The sequence below is a fragment of the Nostoc sp. genome (assembly GCF_036917155.1).
In the GTDB taxonomy this organism is placed as follows: Bacteria; Cyanobacteriota; Cyanobacteriia; order Cyanobacteriales; family Nostocaceae; genus Nostoc.
In genome coordinates this window covers 1-4,932 of sequence record NZ_JBALDZ010000085.1, presented here as the reverse complement: position 1 = coordinate 4,932, position 4,932 = coordinate 1, and the positions used below count along the sequence as shown (strand labels likewise).

Here is a 4,932-nt window from a genome sequence, read left to right as displayed (position 1 = left end):
GATGGCGAGGCAACTTTACTATCACTAATTTTTTACCGATGGTAGGTGTAATATCAGCTTACCTGCTTTGTATACCAATTAGATAGCTAGGGAGTAGAGTTGATACTTCAGTTTCTCTACCATATAATTTATCAGGGATGATGAAGCGATCGCAAACATCCCGTTGTCCAATTTCAAAATTTCCAATCTTACCATCAACTTGTAGCTGATGTAAACATTTTTCCAAATCAAACTTCAATCCCAATGCACTCTGATATCTATCTTCAGCATTCTTCGCCATCAATTTCATCACGATATCACAGAGAACTTGAGGAATCTCTTCCCTGTTAAGAGTCCCCTGTCCCCTATCCCCTAAAAGTGGTGGAAGTTTGGCAATATGACAATGCACCAACTCCATTGGCTCGTTTGATTTAAATGGTAAAACTCCAGTAAGTAACTCGTAGAATGTCACACCTAAAGAATAGAAATCTGTGCGGTAATCAATCCCCCGATTCATTCTTCCTGTTTGTTCTGGAGAAATATAAGCGAGTGTACCTTCTAATACATTGGGATTAATTAGTGTCTGCGTTTCCCGTGGTAGTAAGGAGGCGATACTAAAGTCGATTAATTTAACTTGTTTGGTTTCTGGATTAATGAGAATATTGGCGGGTTTAATATCTTTATGAATAATTCGCTCGCGGTAAAGTACATCTAAGGTGTTGCATAGTGCGATCACTATTTCTAAAAACTCCTGTAAAGATTGTCCCCCTTCCCTGACTCCCCATTCTTTCAGAGAAATCCCCCCAAAGTCTTCCATCACCAACGCATAACCATTTTGGTAGGATTCCAGGCTATAGGTTTGGATGATTAAAGGTGAGTTGAGATTTTTGGCAATGGTGTACTGATTGCGAAACTGTAACAATTCGCTGAAACTCGGATAAGGATTTTTCAGCAGTTTAATCACCACTGGTAACGAGTCAGTCTCTCGATACCCTCGATAAACTAGGGTTCTCGAACCATTGTAGAGTAAATCATAGATGCGATATCCGGGAATATTGACTAAAGTGCTAACCATGCTGCTAAATCCTGAAGATTTCCAGATTTAGTATTCCCAGATATCTGAAGTTGTTTACCAAAAATCGCCAAAAACTATACCGGAATTTCAATGATAAATTCAGTACCTAGACCTAAAACCGAGTTAAAACTCAATTTTCCGCCGTGAGTTGATTCAACAATTTGCCGAGCGATCGCTAACCCCAACCCCGTCCCTTTACCAACAGCTTTTGTAGTAAATAAATGGTCAAATATTTTTGATTTGACTGATTCATTCATCCCCTTACCATTATCAGTAATTGTAATTTTAACTAGATTATTTTCGACTGAAGTTGTAATTCTAATGCAGTTAGGATGAGTTTTAATTTCCTCAAAAATACGTCCGGTGTTAGATTCATCCAAGGCATCAATAGCATTCGCTAAAAGATTCATAAATACCTGATTTAATTGACCAGGAAAACATTCTACTTGAGGTAAATTACCATAGTTGGTAACAACTTCGATGGCGGGACGTTGTTCATTTGCTTTCAGACGATGTTTGAGAATAAGAATCGTGCTATCAATGCCTTGGTGGATGTTAAAGGGTACTTTATAGTCTTGATCGGCACGAGAGAAAGTTCTCAAACTGGTGCTAATGTTTTTTAGCCGATCGCACGCCATAGACATAGAATCAATCATCTTGGGCAAATCTTCTAAGCTATAATCTAAGTCGATTTCTTCGGCGTGGTCAAGGATTTCTTCACTTTTGTTGGGTAAACTTGATTGATATAGTCCGAGATGTTCAACAATATCAGTAAACGTAGGTTTAGCAAGTTTTAGACTGGCAGCAATAAAACCAAGGGGATTATTCATTTCATGAGCTACACCAGCAACTAAATTACCCAATGCTGACATTTTTTCACTTTGAATCATTTGTAGTTGGGTTTGCTGCAAGTCTACTAGGGCTTGTTCTAACTGTTGAGACTTCTGGATGATGGCGGCTTCGGCTTTTTTGCGATCGCTAATATCTAGCGTCACCCCATCCCAAACCACAGAACCATCAGCTTGTTTTTCTGGTTGAGAGGCCATTTGCACCCATTTCACTTTCCCAAAAGGTGTAATAATCCGTAGTTCCTCTCTAAAGGGTGTGAGATTTGTGGCTGAATTGATAGCTGCTTGCGTGAAAGCTTCCCGATCGTCTGGATGTTCCATTTCTCGAAAGTTGGTGACTCCATTCATAAAGTCTTCTGGTGGTACTTCGTAGATAGCCGCACAACCAGAACTAACATAGGGCATGGAAGCTTTGCCATCCGTATCTATCCGGAACTGGTAAATTGTCCCCGGCAGATTATCAGCTAGTTTCTGGAATCGAGCTTTACTGGCTTTTAACTCTATCAAGGTTTGTTGAGACTCTTGATACAGTCGGGCATTTTCCAAAGAAATTGCGGCTTGAGCGCAAAGTAAATTGAGCAATTCGACGCGATCGCTCGTGAACACCCCCGTTACTAAATTATTTTCTAGATATAAAATGCCCAGCAACTTTCCTTGATGCAAAATTGGGCTACACAAGATACTCTGAGGCTGCTGACGCATGATATACGGATCATTGGCTAAAATCGGATCAGCCGTTGCATCAACCAGCACAGTAGTCTGTCTGTTGTTCTTCACTTTATAAATCAGTTTCAGGGGAATATCCTGACTGTCCTCAATGGGAAGGTACTGCAACACGACTGGCTCCGCACCCTCAATAATTGACCCTTTAATCAACAGGCGTTCGTCTCGCAACAGCATGAACACGCATTTATCAGCCCCCGCGTTTTCGATGAGGATTCTCAGCAACGATGAAAGCAGTTTTTCCAGTTCGATTTCGCCTGAGATAGCTTGGGAAGCTTTGAGAATAGCTTTTAAATCGAGGGAATCAGAGACGCTGGAGGAAGAACTAGTGGAGGTGACTGTTCCGAATGCGAAGACGGTTTCGTTAACCGAGAAAGCAGTGCGATTTTGTTGGAGAATAGAAGCCAGAAGTTGCGGATAGCGTCTTTCCAAGTCAGCAACCTTGGCTTTCGCACCCCAACGAGCATAACCATAGTAGGCTTCAATCATGTAGTCGCTAGCAATGCGGTGTCTGCCCCAGTCGAGGTAGAATTTAGCTGCGAGTTCGTTGGCTAAGGCTTCTTCTTGAATATATTCGTTGGCTTTAGCTCCAGATATAGCCAAGTCGTATAGCTCACTGGCTTCTACTTTGTGTCCTAACACTCGAAATTTTTCGGCTTCTACTAAATCAACCTTATGCTGGTGATTCATCGGGGCATGGTGCGCCCAATGATCTCGTAACTGAGTTTGGTTTTGTGCCACCCGATCTAATGCTGTTGATACCTCGCCTGACGGTTGATTCAATAGTGCCAGAGCAATCAAAGAATCATAGAGATAGAATGCAGGTTCGCTGACCATTCCGGCAGCAACCATTAAATAGTTTCGCGCCTCAAATACATAGTTGTTAGCTTGTTCAACTTCCCCAAACACAAAGCAAAGAGCGAGCTTATATAAATAGAACGTATACAACCCAAATAGGTTATTCTTAGACCGCAGTAGGGGCAGGAATTCGGTCTCTTGGATGGCTGACCCAGACAAAATGGTAGGATGCTCCGCCAAACCCAGTAAATTTAAAATAGATTGCCAATAGATCCGGCAATAATTGGCTGGTGTTGATTGGTTCATTTGCACCAAACCATTGTGGAATGTCCGCGTATCCTGCTCCAAGGTGGCAAGGGGCTGACCGCACCAAAAAGAATTGAGACAAAAGCTGTGGGCACTAATTCCGACGCATTCTAGGTTTCCGACTTCTAAGGCAGTTGCGTAGCTCTCCCTCAAGAGTGGTAACGTTTCTTTGATGTGAGATTTGCGATGTAATATAAAACTACCTCGCAACATTAATACTTTAGGTTTAGTTGTTTTAGCATCGAGTTTTAAGACGACATTCAATGCCAACTGATTAAACTTTTCTGCTAAATTCACATCTTGGAATAGTTTACCGACAAGGATGCTATAGGAAGCATAGTTATAAGCTGAACCGGATATGTTTCCATGTTGAATGGATAGTTTTACTGATAGGCAAGTCAGTAATGGGAACAAGGGAGAACCCGATGCGAAAGTTACTCCCAGGAGACTAGTAGCAATCTGGATCGTGGCAATTTTGTTCGCATCTATCATCACCGGGAGGTGAACAAAATCTGCAATTTCCCTATCTCCAACCAATTCGCTAATCTCTTGGATTGCCTGTTGAATATCTGTCACTTTGGGTGATTCAGGAAATGTTACACCCAGTTGTTGCAGGAGTTGTGTGCCGATCGCAATGGCTTGGGTCAGTTGATTCTGGGAGGAATTTGCGAGAATTTTAATGTTGTAAATATTGACCTTTTCCAGTAAAGAGCGTGCCCGATCGATGACCGTCTCAATCAACTGTTCCATCGCCTCAAAGTCACCGCACAGTATTGCCAATTCCGCCGCCTCGTCATGGAATGATAAAGTCATTTCATATTGTTGTTGCCAAGCCGTTTCCCCCAGCAAGGATAATCCCACTGCGGCATATTCACGAGCCGCTTGATAGGCGGTGGCACTTTTGGCTTTGCGACAGGCGATGAGGTTAAGTTCTGCTAATTCTTCTCGTTCTGTTTTTTGCGTAATTAAATCAGTTCCGTGATTTAATTGATTGACTATTTCAAAAATGCGGTCAACTCTAGCTGATGAGGAAATTTGTTGTAAAAGCAGTTGTCCGATTTGGTAATGAGTCGTTTGTTTTTGGTCATTGGGAATCAGAGAATAGGCAGCTTGTTGGACGCGATCGTGTAAGAATTTGTAACTTGCTAATTGCTCATTGCTAATAGCTATTTGTTGATTTCTATTAGCAATGGACAAATAGCT

General features: G+C 41.8%; 1 protein-coding gene and 1 pseudogene. Both read right to left on the bottom strand.

All coding sequences use genetic code 11. From position 1 onward, the window contains the following. Positions 1–82 precede the first annotated feature (82 nt). Positions 83–1,054, bottom strand: a pseudogene (locus V7K67_RS12820) (serine/threonine protein kinase); the annotation flags it as partial. Between the two features lie 74 nt (positions 1,055–1,128). Then, on the bottom strand, positions 1,129–4,932 hold a 3,804-nt coding region (locus V7K67_RS12815; protein ID WP_335166824.1), incomplete at its 5' end, for a trifunctional serine/threonine-protein kinase/ATP-binding protein/sensor histidine kinase.